The sequence below is a fragment of the Streptomyces sp. NPDC004539 genome (assembly GCF_040610055.1).
Classification (GTDB): domain Bacteria; phylum Actinomycetota; class Actinomycetes; order Streptomycetales; family Streptomycetaceae; genus Streptomyces.
In genome coordinates this window covers 392,420-412,249 of the sequence record NZ_JBEXLS010000007.1, presented here as the reverse complement: position 1 = coordinate 412,249, position 19,830 = coordinate 392,420, and the positions used below count along the sequence as shown (strand labels likewise).

Annotated in this window: 4 protein-coding genes; 3 read left to right on the top strand and 1 reads right to left on the bottom strand. The window is 73.4% G+C overall.

Features of this window, described 5'->3' with window-relative positions; all coding sequences use genetic code 11:
• Positions 1-93, bottom strand: a 93-nt coding sequence (locus tag ABZX85_RS18065; protein WP_280842533.1) for a biotin carboxylase N-terminal domain-containing protein, incomplete at its 3' end; no start/stop codon positions are given.
• Positions 94-367: 274 nt separating this feature from the next.
• On the opposite strand from ABZX85_RS18065, the gene ABZX85_RS18060 reads away from it, so the two are divergent.
• The 3 genes from ABZX85_RS18060 (at position 368) to ABZX85_RS18050 (ending at position 19,800) form a co-directional block, all read left to right on the top strand.
• The gene (locus tag ABZX85_RS18060; RefSeq protein ID WP_355868925.1) at positions 368-907 is read left to right on the top strand and encodes a flavin reductase family protein; all 540 of its coding nucleotides are present in this window, start codon (positions 368-370) and stop codon (positions 905-907) included.
• A 147-nt stretch (positions 908-1,054) separates the two neighbouring features.
• Positions 1,055-14,515 carry a type I polyketide synthase gene (locus ABZX85_RS18055; RefSeq protein ID WP_355868922.1) on the top strand — a complete coding sequence of 4,487 codons (13,461 nt, stop codon included), beginning with the start codon at positions 1,055-1,057 and terminating at the stop codon, positions 14,513-14,515.
• 74 nt (positions 14,516-14,589) lie between these two features.
• A complete protein-coding gene (locus tag ABZX85_RS18050) occupies positions 14,590-19,800 on the top strand; it encodes a type I polyketide synthase (RefSeq protein ID WP_355868919.1) in 5,211 nt (1,736 codons plus the stop codon).
• Positions 19,801-19,830 lie beyond the last annotated feature (30 nt).

Here is a 19,830-nt window from a genome sequence, read left to right as displayed (position 1 = left end):
GTAGACGGCCACGCTGGCGATACCGGCGTCCCGGCACGCGCGGGCCACACGGACTGCGATTTCGCCACGGTTGGCGATGAGCACCTTGCGCACGAGCCGTCCTCCGTACGAAATGAGCGGAAACCACACTCCGGACACGTTTCCCGGGCCTTCGGAGACCGAGGCTAACGACGGCCGCTCGCCCGCCGATAACTGGCAGGAAATTCCGCCGGATTTCCGCTCCGAGACCCGCCGATTACCCTGCCGATCGACACCCACCGATAGCCGCGAGCGGGCGGTTACCGAGCGATGCCCGGTTCGTTCCGCGCGGCCCGTAGGTTCCAGCCTCATGGAATACGCGAGGGGAGCCGTACACGAGGGGGACCCGATGAACTCGCTGTCCACCGACGAACCCGCCGTGCACCGGGCCACCGACGGAGTGCCCGCCTCACTGCGGGAGGTGATGGCGCGATTCGCGACCGGTGTGACGGTGCTGTCCACCGGCGGTGAACACATTCACGGAATGACCGCGAACGCGTTCACCTCCGTCTCGCTCGACCCGCCGTCCGTCCTGTGCTGCATCGACCGCAGCGCGGTGATGCACCGGGCCATCACGGCGGCCGGACACTTCGGGGTGTCCATCATGGAGGCAGGCCAGGAGAACCTGGTCCGTTTCTTCGCCGACAAGCAACGCCCGCTGGGACCGGCGCAGTTCACCGGCGTCGACTGGTCCGCGGGAGCGTGTACCGGGGCCCCGCTGCTGTCGGGCGCGCTGGCCTGGCTGGAGTGCGAGCTGTCCGCCGCGCACGACGTCGCCGACCACTCGATCTTCATCGGTGACGTGGTCGGCGCCAGCCGGGGTGACGCCCGGGACGGGCTGCTGTTCTTCCGGGGCGGCTTCCGGCGGGCCGTCCCGCACTCCGCCTGACAGAGCGGTCTCCATCTGACCGAGCGGTCTCCGTCCGATCGAGCGGTTTCCGGGAATTCCCGGATTCCGCCGCACGGACCATTACTCGAACCCGTAGGGAAACGGCCAGTACCCGTGGGGAATTCGTCCTGGAAAGGGCAGCCGAGCGTGACGACGAACACCTTCGATTCCGCTGTACACCCCGCACGGCTCCCGGACGGTGAGCCCGTCGCGGTGATCGGTATGTCCTGCCGACTCCCGGACGCCTCCGACCCCGGCGCATTCTGGGAGTTGCTGAGCGAGGGCCGAGACGCCGTCACCGACGTTCCGGAAGACCACCCGCAAGGCACGGAGACCGGCGTACGCAGAGGCGCTTTCCTCGACGGTGTCGGGGAATTCGACGCGGCATTCTTCGGGATCTCGCCGCGCGAGGCCGCCTCGACGGACCCGCAGCAGCGGCTGGTCCTCGAACTGGCCTGGGAGGCCCTCGAAGACGCGGGGATCGTGCCGTCCTCACTGCGGTCGTCCCGGACGTCCGTGTTCGTGGGGACCCTGCGGGACGACTACGAGAGCCTGATCCACCGGCACGGCCGGGCGGCGATCACCCAGCACACCATGACCGGGGTCAACCGGGGTGTCATCGCGAACCGCGTCTCCTACCACCTGGGCCTGCGCGGACCGAGCCTGACCGTCGACTCCGCGCAGTCGTCGTCGCTGGTCGCCGTGCACCTGGCCTGCGAGTCGCTGCGCTCGGGCGAGTCGTCGCTGGCGATCGCGGCGGGCGTCAACCTGAACCTCCTCGCCGAGACCGCGCTGGCCGGCGAACGGTTCGGCGGCCTCTCCCCCGACGGCGTCTCCTACACCTTCGACGCGCGGGCCAACGGCTTCGTACGCGGTGAGGGCGGCGCGGTCGTCGTCCTCAAGCCGCTCTCCCGGGCGCTGGCGGACGGCGATCCGGTGTACGGGGTGATCCGGGGCGGCGCCGTCAACAACGACGGCGGCACCGAGGGCCTGACCGTGCCCAGCGGCGAGGCGCAGGCGCTGGTGCTGCGGGAGGCGTACCTGAAGGCGGGGGTCGCCCCCGGTGACGTCCAGTACGTCGAACTGCACGGCACCGGAACGCCGGTCGGCGACCCGATCGAGGCGGCGGCGCTGGGCGAGGCGCTGGGCAGGGGGCGACGGCCGGGAGATCCGCTGCTCGTCGGGTCGGCGAAGACGAACGTGGGGCACCTGGAGGGCGCGGCGGGCATCGTCGGGCTGCTCAAGGCGCTGCTGAGCCTGCGGCACCGCCGGCTCCCGGCCAGCCTGAACTTCGCGACGCCGAACCCCGCGATCCCGTTGGCGGAGCTGGGCCTGTCGGTCGTCACGGAGCTGCGGGAGTGGCCGCATCCGGAGCGTGAACTGCTGGCCGGGGTCAGCTCGTTCGGGATGGGCGGCACCAACTGCCACCTCGTCCTCGCGGAGCCGCCCGCCCCGGCCCCGGCGCCTTCCGTGTCGCGGCCCGCAGGTGTCGTCCCGTGGTTCGTGTCGGGGCGCGGGGAGGCCGCGCTACGGGCCCAGGCCACGCGGTTGCGGGACTCCGCCGCCGTGCGCGAGGCGCATCCCCGGGACGTGAGCTGGTCGTTGCTGGCCACCCGGACCCGGTTCCCGTCGGGCGCGGTGGTGCTCGGCGAGGACCGCGAGACCCTCCTCGCCGGGCTCGACGCCCTGGCCACCGGCCTGCCGTCACCCCAGGTCGTCACCGGCACCGCCCAGGACGGCGGCCTCGCCTACCTGTTCACGGGCCAAGGCTCACAACGCAACGGCATGGGCCGCGAACTCCACGCGGCCTCCCCCGTGTTCGCGGCAGCCCTCGACGAGACCTGCGAAGCACTCGGCCTCGAACGGGACATGCTGTTCGCGGCGGACAACCCCCTTCTCCACCAGACCCGTTACACCCAACCCGCCCTCTTCGCGCTGGAAGTGGCGCTGTATCGCCTCCTGGAACACCACGGCCTACGACCCGACTTCCTCATCGGCCACTCCATCGGCGAACTCACCGCAGCCCACCTCGCCGGAGTCCTCGACCTCACAGACGCCGCAACCCTCGTCACCACCCGCGCCCGCCTCATGCACCAAGCCCCCTCAGGCGGCGCCATGATCGCCATCCAAGCCACCGAAGACGACGTGGCAGCAACACTCCACGACTACGCAGGCGTCACCATCGCCGCCGTCAACGGCCCCACCTCCGTCGTCATCTCCGGAGACCCCGACCCCGCAGAGGAGTTGGCGGCCGTGTGGGCCGAACGCGGCATCCGCACGCGCCGCTTGAACGTCAGCCACGCCTTCCACTCCCACCACATGGACCCGGCACTCGACGAATTCCGTGCCACAGCAGCCACACTGACGTTCCATCAACCCCAGATCCCCATCATCTCCACCCTCACCGGAACCGTCACCGACCTCACTACCCCCGACTACTGGACCCGCCAACTCCGAAGCACCGTCCGCCTCCACCAAGCCCTCACCACCCTCCACTCCCAAGGCGTCACCACCACGGTCGAGGTCGGCCCCACCCCCACACTCTCCCCCGACGCGATCCCCCTCCTCCGCAGGAACCACCCCGAGGCGCACACCTTCCACACCGCCCTGGCCCGCCTCCACCTCAGTGGGCAGGCCGTGTCGTGGGGTGAAGTGCGGGGCGAGCGGGTGCCGTTGCCGACGTACGCGTTCCAGCGGGACCATCACTGGATCGGCGGCGGGCGGCCCGTCGAGGACGTCCCGTTGCCGACCGTCCCCGAGGCGGCACCGCGCGGGGAGTTGGGGGTGCGGCTGGCCGGGCTGTCGGAGGGCGACCGGGTGCGGCAGGTCACCGATCTGGTGGGCGCGCACATCGCCTCGGTGCTCGGGCTGCGCGACGGCGGGACCCTGGACCGGCGGCTGCCGTTCAAGGAACTCGGCTTCGACTCGCTGATGTCGGTGGAGCTGCGCGACGCGCTGAGCGCGGCGACGGGGCTCGACCTGCCCGGTGGGCTGCTCTTCGACCGTCCGACGCCGGCCGCGCTGACCGCGTACATCGAGGCCGAGTTGACGGGTGCGCGCGGCGACGAGGGGTTCGTGGCCGCCGGGGTGCGGGACGACGAGCCCGTGGCCGTCGTCGGCATGGCGTGCCGTTATCCCGGCGGGGTCGCCTCGCCCGAGGATCTGTGGCGGCTGGTCGCGGGTGAGGAGGACGCGATCTCCGGTTTCCCCACCGACCGGGGGTGGGCGGAGGATCTGTACGACCAGGACGCCGGGCGTTCCGGGCGGAGTTCGGTGCGTGAGGGCGGCTTCCTGCACGGGGCGGCGCTGTTCGACGCGGGGTTCTTCGGGATCTCACCGCGCGAGGCGCTGGCCATGGACCCGCAGCAGCGGCTCCTGCTGGAGACGGCGTGGGAGGCGGCGGAGCGGGCCGGCATCGACCCGGCCTCGCTGAACGGCAGCCGCACCGGGGTGTTCGTGGGGGCGACCGCCCTCGACTACGGTCCCCGGCTGCACGAGGCACCGCCGAGTGTGGAGGGGCATCTGCTGACCGGCAGCACCAGCAGTGTGATGTCCGGGCGGATCGCCTACCAGTTGGGGCTGATCGGGCCCGCCGTCACGGTGGACACGGCCTGCTCGTCGTCGCTGGTGGCGCTGCATCTGGCGATCAGGTCGCTGCGGCAGGGCGAGTCGGCTCTCGCGCTGGCGGGCGGGGTCAGTGTGATGTCGGCGCCCGGTATGTTCGTGGAGTTCTCGCGGCAGCGGGGGCTCGCGGAAAACGGGCGCAGCAAGTCGTTCTCGGCCGACGCGGACGGTACGTCGTGGGGTGAGGGCGCGGGTCTCCTGCTGCTGGAGAGGCTGTCCGACGCCCGCCGCAACGGCCATCGGGTGCTGGCGGTGCTGCGCGGTTCGGCGGTCAACCAGGACGGCGCCTCCAACGGGCTGACCGCGCCCAACGGGGTGTCCCAGCAGCGCGTGATCCGCCAGGCGCTGTCCGACGCCGGGCTCTCCCCGGCCGACGTGGACGCGGTCGAGGCCCACGGCACCGGCACCCGCCTCGGCGACCCCATCGAGGCCGAGGCCCTGCTCAGGACCTACGGGCAGGACCGTGAACGCCCGCTGTATCTGGGCTCGTTGAAGTCGAACATCGGACACGCGCAGGCGGCGGCCGGCGTCGGCGGCATCATCAAGATGGTCGAGGCCATGCGCCACGGCACCCTCCCCAGAACCCTCCACGTCACCGAGCCCACCCCACACGTCGACTGGACCTCCGGCGCGGTGGAACTCCTCACCGAGTCCCGCCCCTGGCCCGACACCCCCGACCGCCCGCGCCGCGCCGCCGTCTCCTCCTTCGGCATCAGCGGCACCAACGCGCACGTGATCGTCGAACAGGGCGAACCGTCCCCCACACCCCCCGACGCACGTCCTGCGGCCCACCTCCCGTGGCTCCTCTCGGCGCGGGACGTCCCAGCACTACGCGCCCAGGCGAGCCGGTTGCGCGAACACCTCGACACCCACCCCGAGGCCCGCCTCACCGACATCGGCCACGCCCTCGCCACCACCCGCACCCACTGGAACCACCGCGCCGCCCTCACCGGCACCACCACCGAAGAACTCCTCACCGCACTCGACGCCCTCGCCACAGACCAGCCCTCCCCACACCTCCTCACCGGAACCACCCAACACGGCCCGCTCGCCTACCTGTTCACCGGACAGGGCTCACAACGCAACGGCATGGGCAGCGAACTCCACGCTCACTCCCCCGTGTTCGCCGCAGCCCTCGACGAAGCCTGCGCAGCACTCGGCCTCGAACGGGACATGCTGTTCGCGGCGGACAACCCCCTTCTCCACCAGACCCTTTACACCCAGCCGGCCCTGTTCGCCTTCCAGACAGCGCTGTACCGACTCCTCGAACACCACGGCCTACGACCCGACTTCCTCATCGGCCACTCCATCGGCGAACTCACCGCAGCCCACCTCGCCGGAGTCCTCGACCTCACAGACGCCGCGGCCCTGGTGACCGCACGCGCCCGCCTCATGCACCAAGCCCCCGCAGGCGGCGCCATGATCGCCATCCAGGCCACCGAGGACGACGTGGCAGCAACACTCCACGACTACGTAGGCGTCACCATCGCCGCCGTCAACGGCCTCACCTCCGTCGTCATCTCCGGAGACCCCGACCCCGCAGAAGAATTGGCGGCCCTCTGGACCGAACGCGGCACCCGCACGCGTCGGTTGAACGTCAGCCACGCCTTCCACTCCCACCACATGGACCCGGCACTCGACGAATTCCGCGCCACAGCAGCCACACTGACGTTCCATCAACCCCAGATCCCCATCATCTCCACCCTCACCGGAACCGTCACCGACCTCACCACCCCCGACTACTGGACCCGCCAACTCCGAAGCACCGTCCGCCTCCACCAAGCCCTCACCACCCTCGAAGCCGAGAACATCACCACCACCCTCGAACTCGGCCCCACCCCCACCTTCCCCACCGCGATCCCCCTCCTCCGCAAGAACCAACCCGAACCCCAATCCCTCTACGCCACCCTCCACACCACCAGAACCCCCATCGACTGGCACCTCCCGCACACCACCCCCACAGACCTCCCCACCTACCCCTTCCAGCGCACCCACTACTGGCTCACCCCCGAAACCCGCACCGACGCCCACGGCCTCGGGCTCGACCCGGCGGACCACCCCTTCCTCTCCACGGCGGTGGAGCTGGCGGACCGCGAGGAGCTGGTGCTGACCAGCAGGCTCTCCCTGGCCGCGCACCCCTGGCTGGCGGATCACCGCATCAACGGCACCGTGCTGGTCCCGGCGACCGCCTTCGTCGACATGGCGATCGCGGCGGGCGACCGCGCGGGGACGGGCCGGCTGGCGGAGCTGACGCTCGAAGCGCCGCTGGCGCTGGCCGAGGGGGAGACCGTCCGGGTGCAGGTGACCGTGGCGGCGCCGGACGAGGAGGGCCTACGGGCGTTCACCGTGCACGCGCGGACGGAGGGCGGTCCGTGGACCCGGCAGGTGTCCGGGGCGCTGAGCGCGGAGCCGATCGCGGCGCCCGTCGAGGAGGCTGGTGCCTGGCCGCCCGAGGGCGCGGTCGCCGTACCGCTGGACGGCGTGTACGAGCGGCTGGCCGGCCTCGGGTACGAGTACGGGCCCGCCTTCCAGGGGTTGCGGGCGCTCTGGCGGGACTCCGGACGGACGTACGCCGAGGTCGAGTTGGACGCGGAGCAGCGGGAGGCGGCCGGGCGGTTCGGGCTGCATCCGGCGTTGTTCGACGCGGTGCTGCATCCGCTGGTCCTCGCGGCGGCGGACGCGGAGCGGCCCGAGCTGATCCGGCTGCCGTTCGCCTGGCAGGGGATGACGCTGCACGCGTCCGGGGCGACCGCGCTGCGGGTGAGCGTCGCCGAGACGGGTGCGGACACGGTGGAGCTGCGGCTCGCGGACGGTACGGGGGCGCCGGTGGCGGAGGTCGCGTCGCTGACGCTGCGGCCGGTCGCCAAGGAGAGGATCGTCCCGGTGGCGGGGCGGCGGGCGGACTCCCTGTTCCATGTGGAGTGGCCTGTGGTGGCGCCCGGTGAGGGGGCCGGCGTCCGGGTCGTCGAGCAGGGGCTCGATGCCGGGCTGCCAGCGGTGTTCGACGGGGACGCGCTGGTGGTCAGGGTGGCGGGGAGTGGGGGGCGGGAGGTGCTCGGGCGGGTGCTGGGGCTGGTGCGGGGGTGGCTCGCGGAGGAGCGGTTCGCCGACGCGCGGCTGGTGTTCGTGACGCCGCACGCCGTGGCGGCGGGGCCGGGGGACGCGGTGCCGGGGCTCGCGGTGGCCGGGGTGTGGGGGCTGGTGCGGTCGGCGCAGTCGGAGCATCCGGGCCGGTTCGCGCTGGTGGATCTCGACGGCGACGACCGGCTCCTGGCGGCGGCGGTGGCGAGCGGGGAGCCGCAGATCGCGGTCCGGGACGGCGAGTTGCGCGTCCCCCGGCTGGTCCGGGCCGGTGCCGCCCCCTCGCCGGTCCGGGTTCTCGATCCGGGCGGCACGGTCCTCGTCACCGGCGGCACCGGCGGCCTCGGCGCCCTGTTCGCCCGTCACCTGGTCACCGAACACGGCGTACGGCACCTGCTGTTGACCAGTCGGCGCGGGCCCGAAGCCCCGGGTGCCTCGGCGCTCGTCGAGGAGTTGACCGGGCTGGGCGCGCGGGTCGCGGTCGTCGCCGCCGACGTGGCGGACCGTGACGCGGTGGCCGGGCTGCTCGCGCGGGTGGACCCGGACCGTCCGCTGACCGGGGTGATCCACACGGCGGGTGTCCTCGACGACGCCACCGTCACCTCGCTGACGGACCGTCAACTGGACGCCGTGCTGCGGCCGAAGGCGGACGCGGCCCGGCATCTGCACGAGCTGACAAGGGAGTTCGACCTGTCGGCGTTCGTGCTGTTCTCGTCGGTCTCCGGGCTGACCGGTACAGCGGGGCAGGCCAACTACGCCGCCGCCAACACCTACTTGGACGCACTCGCCGCGCACCGCCGGACGCGGGGGCTCGCGGCCGTGTCGCTGGCCTGGGGGCTGTGGGACGGCGCCCACGGCATGGGCGGCCGGCTCGGCGAGGCCGACCTCGCCCGGTGGGCGCGGGCGGGCATCGCCCCGCTCGACCCCGACACGGGACTCGCGCTGTTCGACCGGGCGCTGGCGGACGGTGCGGCGCTCGCCGTGCCCGCCGCGCTGGACCCGGCCCGGCTGCGCTCCCTCGACTCCGCTCCGCCCGCGATCCTGCGCTCCCTGGTGAGCGTACGCCGTACCGCGCGCGTCGCCGATGCCCACACCACACGTGGGGCGTGGGCGGAGCGGATCACCTCTCTGCCCGAGGCCGAACGCCTCGGCGCGGTCCTGGAGTCGGTGCGGGCGACGGTCGCCGCCGTGCTGGGTCACCCGGACCCGGCGGCCGTCGACCCGGCGCGCAGCTTCAAGGACATCGGGTTCGACTCGCTGTCCGGGGTGGAGCTGCGCAACCGGCTGGGCGCGGTCACGGGGCTGCGGCTCGCGGCGACCGCCGTGTTCGACCATCCCTCGCCGGAGGCGCTGGCGGCGTTCCTGCACGGGCGGATCGCGCGGGTACCGGCCGGTTCCGCGCCCGTCGCGGTGAAGCGGGCCGTCGTCGACGAGCCGATCGCGATCATCGGCATGGCCTGCCGCTTCCCGGGCGGGGTGCGTTCCCCCGGGGACCTGTGGCGGCTGGTGGCGGACGGGGTGGACGCCGTCAGCGAGTTCCCGGACAACCGGGACTGGGACCTGGAGTCGCTGTACGACCCGGACCCTGAGACGCCCGGCACGTCGTACACCCGGCACGGCGGTTTCCTGCACGACGCCGACCGCTTCGACCCGGAGTTCTTCGGGATGTCGCCGCGCGAGGCGATCGCCACCGATCCGCAGCAGCGGATGCTGCTGGAGACGGCGTGGGAGACGTTCGAGGACGCGGGCATCGACCCGGCGCTCCTGCGCGGCTCGGACACGGGCGTGTTCACGGGCGCGATGTACGACGACTACGCGTCCCGACTCGCGCGCAGCCCACGGGAGTTCGAGGGTTTCCTGCTCGCGGGCAACCTCTCCAGCGTGGTGTCGGGCCGGCTGGCGTACGTGTACGGCCTGGAGGGGCCGGCCGTGACCGTGGACACGGCGTGCTCGTCGTCGCTGGTGGCGCTGCATCTCGCGGCGGCGGCGCTGCGGCGGGGTGAGTGCGGGCTGGCGCTGGCGGGCGGGGTGACCGTCATGTCGGGGCCGAACACGTTCGTGGAGTTCTCCCGGCAGCGCGGGCTGTCGCGGGACGGCCGGTGCCGGTCGTTCTCGGCGGACGCCGACGGGACGGGGTGGGCGGAGGGGGTGGGGCTGCTGCTGGTCGAGAAACTGTCGGACGCCCGCCGCAACGGCCACCGCGTCCTGGCCGTCGTACGCGGCTCCGCCGTCAACCAGGACGGCGCCTCGAACGGGCTGACCGCACCCAACGGGCCCTCGCAGGAACGGGTGATACGAGCCGCCCTCACCGACGCCGGACTCGCCCCGGCCGACATCGACGCCGTCGAGGCCCACGGCACCGGCACCCGCCTCGGCGACCCCATCGAGGCGGGGGCGCTGCTCACGGCCTACGGGCAGGACCGTGAACGCCCGCTGTATCTGGGCTCGTTGAAGTCGAACATCGGACACGCGCAGGCGGCGGCCGGCGTCGGCGGCATCATCAAGATGGTCGAGGCCATGCGCCACGGCACCCTGCCCGCGACGCTGCACGTCACCGAGCCGACGCCGATGGTCGACTGGGACTCGGGGGCCATGGAGCTCCTCACGGAGTCGCGGCCCTGGCCCGACACCGACCGGCCGCGCCGGTCCGCCGTCTCCTCGTTCGGCATCAGCGGCACCAACGCGCACGTGATCCTGGAACACGCACCCGCCCCCCGCCCGGACCCCTCGCAGGAGCCGCGCCCGGTGCCGTGGGTGCTGTCCGCGCGGGACGAGCAGGCGTTGGCCGAACAGGCACGCCGGCTGCACACCCGGCTCACCGAGCGCCCGGAGCTGAACCCGGCCGACGTCGGCTTCTCCCTGGCGACCACCCGGGCCCGGCTGGAGCGGCGGGCCCTCGTCGTGGGCGGCGACCGGGAAACCCTGCTGTCCGGCCTCGACGCGCTGGCACACGGCGAGCGCGCCCCCGCCGTGACGCACGTCGGCACAGGGCGGCGCGGCGGCCGGGCGTTCCTGCTGACCGGCCAGGGCAGCCAACGGCTCGGTATGGGAAGGGAGTTGTACGAGACGTCGACGGTGTTCGCCGCCGCGCTCGACGAGGTGTGCGCGCTGCTGGACGAGGTGCTGGAGCGGCCGTTGAAGGAGGTGCTGTTCGCGCCGCCCGGGTCGGCGGACGCGGCTCTCATCGACCAGACCGCGTTCACCCAGACCGGGCTGTTCGCGATCGAGGTCGCCCTGTTCCGGCTCGCCGAACACCACGGCGTACGGCCGGACTTCCTGCTCGGCCACTCCATCGGCGAACTCACCGCCGCCCATCTCGCCGGGGTCCTGGACCTGGCGGACGCCTGCCGGCTGGTCGCCGAGCGCGGCCGGCTGATGCAGGCGGCCCGCGAGGGCGGGGCGATGGCCGCGTTGCAGGCCGGGGAGGACGAGGTGCGCGAGCAGTTGCTGCGCCACGACCCGGCGAAGGTGTCCGTCGCCGCCGTGAACGGGCCGCGCTCGACGGTCGTCTCCGGTGACGCCGGCATCGTGGCCGAGGTGTCGGCGTACTGGCGCGGGCGTGGGCGCAAGACGAAGGCGCTGCCGGTCAGTCACGCGTTCCACTCCCCGCACATGGAGGAGGTGCTCGACGAGTTCCGGGCGGTCGCGGCGGAGCTGACGTTCCACGCGCCGCGTATCCCCGTCGTCTCCAACGTGACGGGCGAACTCGCCGGTCACGAGCAGTTGTCGTCGCCCGACTACTGGGCCGCGCACATCAGGGAGGCCGTCCGCTTCCACGACGGCGTGCGCTGCCTGACGGCCCACGGCGTGACCGACTTCCTGGAGCTGGGCCCCGACGGCGTGCTGTCGGCGCTCACCGCGGACTGTCTGACGGAGGAGCCCGGGGTACTGCTGCCGCTGCTGCGCGCGGGCCGCCCCGAGGCCGAGTCGGTGACGTCGGCGCTGGCCACGGCGCTGTTGCGGGACGCGGCGGCCGACTGGACGGCGTTCTTCCCCGGCGCGCGCCGCGCCGACCTGCCCACGTACGCGTTCCGGCGGGACCGGTACTGGCTGGCGGGGGACGCCGGGCCCGCCGACGCCGCGGGGCTCGGGCTGGCCGACGCCGGGCATCCGCTGCTGGGGGCGGCGGTGCCGGTCGCGGACCGGGACGCGTTCCTGTTCACCGGGCGGCTGTCGCGCCGCGCCCAGCCGTGGCTGACCGGGCACGCCGTGCACGGTCTGATGCTGGTGCCCGCGACGGGTCTGCTGGAGCTGGCGTTCGCGGCCGGGGAGCGGGCGGGCTGCGACCGTGTCGAGGAGCTGACGCTCGCGGCGCCGCTGGTCCTGCCCGAGCGGGGTGCCGTCCAGCTCCAGGTGGCCGTGGCGGAACCGGACGCCGACGGGCGCCGGGCCGTGCGGGTGCACTCCCGGGAGGACGGGGCGTCCGCGTGGACCCTGCACGCGGAGGGGCTGCTGTCGGCCGGGGCGCAGGAGGCGGAAGGGCTCACGGTGTGGCCGCCGGCCGGGGCCGTCGAGGTGGATCTCGCCGGTGTGTACGAGCGGCTCGCCGGTCTCGGGTACGACTACGGGCCCGCCTTCCAGGGGCTGCGCCGGGTGTGGCGGGGTGCGGGCGAGGTGTTCGCCGAAGTCGCCCTGGGCGAGGGGGAGCAGCGGGACGCTTCCGCGTTCGGACTGCATCCCGCGCTGCTCGACGCCGCCCTGCATCCGCTGCTTCCGGGCGTGGCCGATCCCGACGGGGTGCCGCTGCTGCCGTTCGCCTGGTCGGACGTCCGGCTGCATGCGGGCGGGGCGGGGGCGTTGCGGGTGCGGCTGTCGTTGCCGGGGGGCTCGTCGTCGGAGCAGGACGGCTCTCTGTCGCTGTCCGGCGGCTCGGGCAGTGTCGCGCTCACCGTCGCCGACGGTACGGGTGCCCCGGTGCTGACGGCCGGCTCCCTGGCGCTGCGCCCGCTGTCCCGGGAGGCCCTGCGAGCGGCGGCGGACACCTCGGCGGACGGGCTGCTGCGCATCGTGTGGAACGAGGTCCCCGCGCCGGACGCGGCCCCCAAGGGCTGGGCCGGACTCGGGGAGAACCTTCTCGGGCTGCCGGGGTTCGTGCCGTACGCACCCGGCGCGGACGTTCCGGTGCCGACGGTGATGGTGTTGGCGGCCGTGCCGGGCGCCGGGGTGGGCACCGCGTCCGAGGCCGACGCCGTCTCCGGCCCGCCCGAGCGGGCCCGCGAGGCCGTCGGGCGGGTGCTGGCGGCGGTCCACGCCTGGCTCGCGGACGAGCGGCTCGCCGGGACACGGCTGGTCGTCGTCACCCGGGGAGCGGTCGCGGTGGGCGCCGAGGACGTCACGGATCTGGCGCACGCCGGGGTGTGGGGGCTCGTCAGGTCCGCGCAGGCCGAGAACCCGGGGCGCCTCGTACTGGTCGACCTCGACCCGGACGCCGCCCCCGGCACCGACGGGACGGCGCTCGCGTCGGCGGTGGCCGGCGGGGAGCCGCAGGTCGCCGTACGCTCCGGCGTGCTGCGCGTCCCCCGGCTGGCCCGTGCGGTGCGCGACCCCGAGGCGGCCGGACCCCGCTGGGACACGGGCACGGTGCTGATCTCGGGTGCGACGGGTGCGCTCGGCGCCGTCCTCGCCCGCCGGCTGGTCTCCGAGCACGGCGCGCGCAGGCTCCTGCTGCTGAGCCGGAGCGGGCCGGACGCCCCGGGCGCCGCCGAACTCCGCGCGCGGATCGAGGAGTCGGGCGCGGAGGCGATCCTCACGGCCTGCGACGTCACGGACCGGGACGCGCTGGCCCGCGTCCTCGCGGACATCCCGGACGACCGTCCGCTCACGGCGGTCGTGCACACGGCGGGTGTCGTCGACGACGGCGTGGTCGCCGACCTCACCCCGGCCCGCCTCGACCGGGTCCTGCGCCCCAAGGTCGACGCGGCCTGGCACCTGCACGACCTGACGCGCGGCCACGACCTGACGGCCTTCGTGCTGTACTCCTCGATCGCCGGTGTCCTCGGTACGGCGGGCCAGGCCAACTACGCGGCGGGCAACACCTTCCTGGACGCCCTGGCCGCCCACCGCCGCGCCCACGGACTGCCGGGCACGTCGCTCGCCTGGGGCCTGTGGGCCGAGGCGAGCACCCTGTCCGGCGGACTCGCGGACGCCGACCTGCGTCGGCTCGCCCGCGTCGGCCTGCGCCCGCTGCCGACCGCCGAGGGACTCGCCCTGTTCGACGCGGCCCACACCACCGGCGAGGCCGTGCTCGGCGTCAGTCGGCTCGACGCGGCGGCGCTGCGCGGCCGGTCCGCCGAACTCCCCGCCGTACTGCGCGAGTTCGCGGGACCCGCGGGCCGCAGGACGGCGGCGTCGGCGAGCGACGCGGACGGCGGCGAAGTCGCCCTCGGGCGACGGCTCGCGGAGCTCGACGCGGAGCAACGGGCGGGGGTGCTCACCGAGTTGGTGCGCGCGCAAGTCGCCGCCGTGCTCGGGCACGCCGACACCGGCCGGGTGGCGGCCGACCGGGCCTTCCAAGAGCTGGGTTTCGACTCGCTGACCGCTGTCGAACTCCGCAACCAGCTGGGCCGGGCCACCGGACTGCGGCTGCCCACCACGCTCGTCTTCGACCACCCCACCCCGCACGCCCTTGCCACGCACCTGCTCGGCGAACTCGCCGTGCCGGGCGGGGAGTCGGCCACGCCGACGGGGTCCGCCGCCGACCGCGTGCTCGCGGACCTCGCCGGGCTGGAGGCGGCGATCGTCTTCGCCGCGCCGGACGGCGGAGCCCGCGACCGGATCGCCGTACGGCTGCGGGAACTCCTCAAGGCGGCCGAGGCGCGGGACGCGCGGCAGGCCCGCGACGACTCCGACCTCGACGAGGCGAGCGACGAGGAACTGTTCGCGCTGCTCGACGGCCAGGAGTGAGCGCACACCGTACGGCCGGCCCCCGTGCCGAACCCATCGACCATCGCTCTGTGACCAGGGGGAGTTGAATTCAGGTGGCTGACGAAACCCGTCTGCGCGAGTACCTCAAGAAGGCCATCGCCGACGCCAGGGACGCCAGGCGGCTGCTGCGCGAGGCCGAGGACCGGGCGCGCGAGCCCATCGCCGTCGTCTCCATGGCCTGCCGCTACCCCGGCGGGGTGGCCTCGCCGGAGGACCTGTGGCGGCTCGTCGCCGACGGGGTGGACGCCGTCTCCGGCTTCCCGACCGACCGGGGCTGGGACCTGGACTCCCTGTACGACCCGGACCCCACGACACCCGGCACGTCGTACACCCGCCACGGCGGCTTCCTCCACGACGCCGACCGCTTCGACCCCGAGTTCTTCGGCATCTCCCCCCGCGAAGCACTCGCCATGGACCCCCAACAACGCCTCCTCCTCGAAACCGCCTGGGAAACCTTCGAACGGGCCGGCATCACCCCGGCGACGCTCCGGGGCACGGACACCGGGGTGTTCACCGGGGTCATGTACAACGACTACGGCTCACGGCCCCATCTGCCGCCGGACGGTTTCGAGGGGTACCTGTTCAGCGGCAGCGCCGGCTCCATCGCCGCCGGCCGGCTGGCGTACGTGTACGGCCTGGAGGGGCCCGCCGTCGCCGTCGACACCGCCTGCTCCTCGTCCCTGGTCGCCCTGCATCTCGCGGCGGGGGCGCTGCGCCGGGGCGAGTGCGCGCTGGCGCTGGCCGGGGGCGCCACGGTCATGTCGACGCCGGTGGCCTTCACCGAGTTCTCCCGCCTCAACGGGCTGGCCGCCGACGGCCGGTGCCGGTCGTTCTCGGCGGACGCCGACGGGACGGGGTGGGCGGAGGGGGTGGGGCTGCTGCTGGTGGAGCGTCTCTCGGACGCCCTGCGCAACGGGCATCCCGTGCTGGCGGTGCTGCGCGGTTCGGCGGTGAACCAGGACGGTGCCTCGAACGGGCTGACCGCGCCGAACGGGCCTTCGCAGGAGCGGGTGATACGAGCCGCCCTCACCGACGCCGGGCTCTCCCCGGCGGACGTCGACGCCGTGGAGGCCCACGGCACCGGCACCCGCCTCGGCGACCCCATCGAGGCCCAGGCCCTCCTGTCGGTCTACGGGCAGGACCGTGAACGCCCGCTGTATCTGGGCTCGTTGAAGTCGAACATCGGGCACGCGCAGGCGGCGGCCGGCGTCGGCGGCGTCATCAAGATGGTCCAGGCGATGCACCACGGCACCCTCCCCAAGACCCTCCACGTCGGCACCCCCACCCCCCTCGTCGACTGGGACTCCGGCGCCGTACACCTCCTCACCGAACCCCACCCCTGGCCCGACACCCCCGACCGCCCGCGCCGCGCCGCCGTCTCCTCCTTCGGGTTCGGCGGGACCAACGCCCATGTGGTGATCGAGAGTTACGCCCCCGAAGAGCCCCCCGCCCCCATCGACACACCCCCTTCGGGCCCCTGGTACCTGTCGGCACGGGACATCCCCGCCCTACGCGCCCAGGCGAGCCGCCTACGCACCCACCTCGACACCCACCCGGCCCACATCGGCCACGCCCTCGCCACCACCCGCACCCACTGGAACCACCGCGCAGCCGTCACCGGCACCACCACCGAAGAACTCCTCACCGGACTCGACGCCCTCGCAGACGGCCGACCGTCCCCCCACGTCCTCACCGGAACCGCCCAACACGGCCCACTCGCCTACCTGTTCACCGGCCAAGGCTCACAACGCAACGGCATGGGCCGCGAACTCCACGCCCACTCCCCCGTGTTCGCCGCAGCCCTCGACGAAGCCTGCGAAGCACTCCGCCTCGAACGGGACATGCTGTTCGCGGCGGACAACCCCCTTCTCCACCAGACCCTTTACACCCAGCCGGCCCTGTTCGCCTTCCAGACCGCGCTGTACCGACTCCTCGAACACCACGGCCTACGACCGGACTTCCTGATCGGCCATTCGATCGGTGAACTCACCGCAGCCCACGTCTCCGGAGTCCTCGACCTCACAGACGCCGCGGCCCTGGTGACCGCACGCGCCCGCCTCATGCACCAAGCCCCCTCAGGCGGCGCCATGATCGCCATCCAGGCCACCGAAGACGACGTGGCAGCGACACTCCGCGACGGGGTCACCATCGCCGCCGTCAACGGCCCCACCTCCGTCGTCATCTCCGGAGACCCCGACACAGCCGAAGAATTGGCCGCTCTCTGGACCGAACGCGGCACCCGCACCAGCCGCTTGAACGTCAGCCACGCCTTCCACTCCCACCACATGAACCCGGCGTTGGACGAATTTCGTTCAGTAGCATCGGAATTGACGTTCCATCAGCCCAAGATTCCCATCATCTCCACCCTCACCGGCAAAATCTCCGACGACCTCACCACCCCCGACTACTGGACCGACCAACTCCGAAACACCGTCCGCTTCCACCAAGCCCTCACCACCCTGGAAACCCAAGGCGTCACCACCACCCTCGAACTAGGTCCCACCCCCACCTTCCCCACCGCCACCCCCCTCCTCCGCAAAAACCAACCCGAACCCCAATCCCTCTACGCCACCCTCCACACCACCGGAACCACGGTCCCCGTCCACCCACCGACCCCTGCCGCCCTCCCCACCTACCCCTTCCAGCGCACCCGCCACTGGCTGAGCCCCCTGCCGACCAGGCAGGAGAGCGGACACCCGCTCCTCGGCACACCGGTGAACGTGGCGGGCACCGGCGAGATCCTGTGCACGGGCCGGGTCTCGCTGCGCAGCCACCCCTGGCTCGACGACCACCGGGTCCTCGGAGCACCGGTGCTGCCCGCGTCGGCCGTCGTGGAGGCGGTGGCCAAGGTCGGGGAGTTCGTCGGCGCGGGCGGGCTGGCGCGGCTGGACGTGCCGGGTCCGCTGGTCCTGCCGGAGGAGGGCGAGGTGCTGCTCCAGTTGCGGATCGGTGCCGAGGACGCGGCCGGGGAGCGGGCGTTGACCCTGCATGTCCGCCCGGACGACTCGCATCCGGACGCGGCGTGGTCGGTGCATGCCGAGGGCGGCTACGGCGTCGTGTCGTACGACCTCGCGAGTGTCGAGGACACCGGTACCGAGGTGCGTCTGCCTGACGGGCTGCTCGGGGAGGCGGGTGAGTACGGGCTGCATCCGGCACTGCTGGACGCGGCGGTGTCCGGCCTGGCGAGGACGGAAAGGGGGGCCGCCGCCCAAGCCGGGGACAGGGCCGGGGCCGAGGACAAGGTCGGGGCCGGGACAGCTCTCGCCACCCGCTGGCGCGCAGTACGCCTGCACAGCACCGGGGCCACGGCCCTGACCGTGCGGGCGGACCGAGTCGACGACGACGGTTTCCGGCTCGTGCTCACGGACGCCGACGGCAAGGCCGTACTCTCGGCCGCGTCGATCGGCTTCACGGAGGTGCCGGACGACCGGTTCGCCGCCGCCACCGGGCCCGGTCCCCGCGACGCGCTCTTCCACCTCGTCCACCACCCCACCGAACTCCCCACCTCTGCAAAGCCCTGGACCGACCTGGACCCGGCGCAGGACATCCCCGCCCTCACGGCAGCCGCGTCCTCCCACCCCACCGCCCCGGCGGTGCTCCGCTGGCCGACCACCACCGCCCCCGACCCCGTGCCGGCGACGCACGCCACCACCCACCGGGCCCTGCGACTGCTGCGCGCCTGGCTGGCGGACGACCGGCTCCACGACACCCCCCTCGTCCTGGTCACCGACACCACCGCCGACCTGGCCCACTCCGCCCTGTGGGGCCTGGTCCGCACCGCGCAGACGGAGACACCGAACCGCTTCCGTCTCATCGACACCGACCGCCCCACCCACCCCGACCTGGCCGCCGCCATCCACTCCGGCCTGCCCCAGGTCACCTTCCGCGACGGCACGTTCCTCGTCCCCCACCTCCGACCCACCCCGCCCGCCCCCGCGACGGCCACCCCCTGGAACCCCGAAGGCACCGTCCTCGTCACCGGCGGTACCGGCACCCTCGGTTCCTTGTTCGCCCGCCACCTGCTCACCGAACACGGCATACACCACCTGCTGTTGCTCTCCTCAAGCGGCGAAGAGACGGACTCTGTAAGAGAGTTGCGGGCGCTCGGCGCCGAAGTGACCGTCGCCGCCTGCGACGTTGCGGACCGTACGGCGCTGGCGAAGGTGCTCGCGGCGATCCCCGCCGACCGTCCGCTGACCGGCGTGGTGCACGCGGCGGGCGTCCTCGACAACGGGCTCGTGTCGGCGCTGACGCCCGAGCGACTGGACGCGGTCCTGCGGCCGAAGGCGGACGCGGCCTGGCATCTGCACGAGCTGACGCGCGAGCAGCCGCTGACGGCGTTCGTCCTGTTCTCCTCGGCGGCCGGTGCACTGGGCGCTCCCGGGCAGGCCAACTACGCCGCCGCCAACGCGTTCGTCGACGGACTCGCCCGCCGCCGCCACGAGCTGGGGCTGCCGGCGACGTCGATCGGCTGGGGGCTGTGGGAGAGCGGCGGGCTGCACTCCGGGGCGGATCTGGAGCGGCTGGCGCGGGAGGGGTTCCGTGCGGTGACGTCGGCGGACGGGCTCGCGCTGTTCGACCGGGCGGTCTCCGGCGGGCAGGCCGCTCCGCTCGCGCTGCCGCTGGACCTGGCCGTGCTCCGGTCCCGGACCGAACTCCCCGATCTGCTGCGCTCGTTGACGGACCCGGGTGGGTCCGGCGCGGCGCGTTCCGTGCCGTCGCGGGAGGCGCCGGCGGCCCTGCTCGCGCGGCGGCTGGCGGAGGCGGGCCCGGTGGAGCGGGAGCAGGCGGTGCTCGCGCTCGTCGGCGCGGAGGCGGCGGCGGTGCTCGGCCACGCCGGGCCGGGCGGTGTCGAACCCGGGCGCGCCTTCCAGGAGTTGGGGTTCGACTCGCTGACGGCCGTCGAACTCCGCAACCGGCTCGAAGCGGCGACCGGTCTGAAGCTGCCGCCGTCCCTGGTCTTCGACCACCCGAACCCGGTGGCGCTCGCCGGTCATCTGACGGGGCTGCTGACCCCGCGCGCCCCGGAGCCGCACGAGGCCGTCCTCAGTGAACTGGACCAGTTGGAGGGCCTGTTGGCCGTGCTGCCGGAGGAGGCTCCCGGCCGGCCGGAGGTCTTCTTGCGGCTGCGGGCCGTGCTGTCGCGCTTCGAGCGGGGCACGGGAGCGGCTGTGCCGGACACCGCCGACGCGGAGGAAGAGTTCGTCGGCGCGTCGATGGACGAGCTCTTCAGCTATATCGACCACGAACTCGGCCGTTCCTGAACCGGCCGCGTTCCGCCCGAGGAGAGTCAG

Excerpts from the sequence above, each read along its gene's own strand:
- ABZX85_RS18060 (WP_355868925.1), top strand. The coding sequence starts at position 368 with ATGAACTCGCTGTCCACCGACGAACCCGCCGTGCACCGGGCCACCGAC.